We start from the raw sequence: 1,680 nt of genomic DNA, 5'->3' as shown, positions 1-1,680 counted from the left end.
GTGGCGAAGCTCTCTGCGGCCCGCTCTCTGGCGAGGATCAACCCGCCGACGAGTGCGCCGATGGTGAGTGCGTCGATCATGAACCTGGTTCCCATCTTCCTGCCCTCCTGTTCCCGATAGGCCGTGTCGGGGCAATGCCCCATAAAAGGGATTGTTTAAAGAATTCCTAAACGTTGTCGGGAACACAGCTGTCTCCGAAGTTTTTGATGCTTTCGATGGTGACTACGTCCCCCAATTTTTTGTGCGAAAGGGACGTGAAGACATTGTTGTGCCGCATCTTGGCGACTTTGAAGCTGATCCCACTCCAACTGACTACGATCTGTACTTCCAAACGACCTCCACATTTTCAGGTGGCTCTAGCGGCAGCAACTACGTAGTTTTCGCACCCGATGATGGAGCGAGTGCATCACTTTCTGCAACCAACGGAAATAATGCGTTAGTCGGAAACACTAGTAATGATAGCCTTTCAGGCGGCATGGATCGAGACGTATTGGTTGGTGGCGCAGGCGATGACGTGCTCAACGGTGGCGGTGGGAGTGATACGCTCTATGTCGGCGCGGGGAACGACACGTTTATCTCGGGTTCTCGAGACGCAGTTGTTTTTGGTGGCGTTGGACACGACACCGTCACCTTATCATTCTACAGAGATTCTGATCTTAGCTACAACGCAGCCATCATTGATACACTGGGTGATGGGGCAGGCGCAGCGGAACGGTTCGATGCTGTTCGAGGCGATTTGCCAAGCTTGCTGGAAAGCGGTGACCTGGTTATCAATACGAACCCCGGAACGATAAAAGAGGTTGAGGCGGTTAATATAGACTTTTCTGCCGACGATTATAGTGACACCTCGTACTACGAAATCGATTATTGGTACCTTGGTGGAACTGAATATCTCGGTCGCAATTTCCAATATCAGCATGGAGATAATTTCTTTGCGGACTGGAGCGACCAGACTGATGCGATAGATTGGACAAGTGGCCGCTCGTCTCTCATGACACTCGCAAACGGAATAACCGTTGGATACATGGACCGCATCCACGTTTATCTCGGCGAAGGGAATGACAGTGTAACTGCCTCAACAGGCACGGACTTCATCGACGGTGGCGCAGGCGATGACGTGCTCGACGGTGGCGGTGGGAGTGATACGCTCTATGGCGGCGCGGGTTCGGACATCTTGTCCGGCAGTTTCGGGGACGGCACCATAGTGGGTGGCAAAGGGTCCGATGTCGTGAATTACAATCATCGGGATGGAGAGTAAGGCGTGGTCGTGAAACTCTCCAAAGGCTTTGCCATCGACGGGTGGGACTATCGAGATAAACTCCGTCAGATCGAGGATGTCGTTGCCCCTGCTTTGGATGACAAGCTGATCGTGAACAAAAAGAGCAACGTTTTCTGCGGACTCGCCGGTGCGGATACGATCAAAGGCGGCGGGGGTGACGATTTGGTGGATTACTCAGCTGACGAAATAAATGGCGGCTCTGAAGGCGTCACAGTCAAGCTGGCCAAAGGATTTGCGATCGATGGTTTTGGAGATAGGGATACGCTGAAATCGATCGAAGATGCGTTCGGAACAATCTACAAAGACAAGCTCGTTGGCGACGGCGGTGAGAATTTCCTAGCCGGACTGGAGGGACGAGACACTCTGATCGGAGGCAAAGGGAATGATACCCTGAGCGGCGG

At 52.9% G+C, this 1,680-nt stretch carries 1 protein-coding gene and 1 pseudogene; both read left to right on the top strand.

The annotated features are described in order from the left end of the window. Positions 1 to 151 precede the first annotated feature (151 nt). Entirely contained in the window at positions 152 to 1,258 is a 1,107-nt protein-coding gene (locus AB9K37_RS00885; RefSeq protein ID WP_369835144.1) for a calcium-binding protein, read from the top strand. Positions 1,259 to 1,261: 3 nt separating this feature from the next. Next, positions 1,262 to 1,680: pseudogene (locus tag AB9K37_RS00880) on the top strand (hypothetical protein); the annotation flags it as partial.

The organism is Donghicola sp. XS_ASV15 (assembly GCF_041224595.1).
Lineage (GTDB): Bacteria > Pseudomonadota > Alphaproteobacteria > Rhodobacterales > Rhodobacteraceae > Donghicola.
This window is presented reverse-complemented; position numbering and strand designations above follow the sequence as displayed.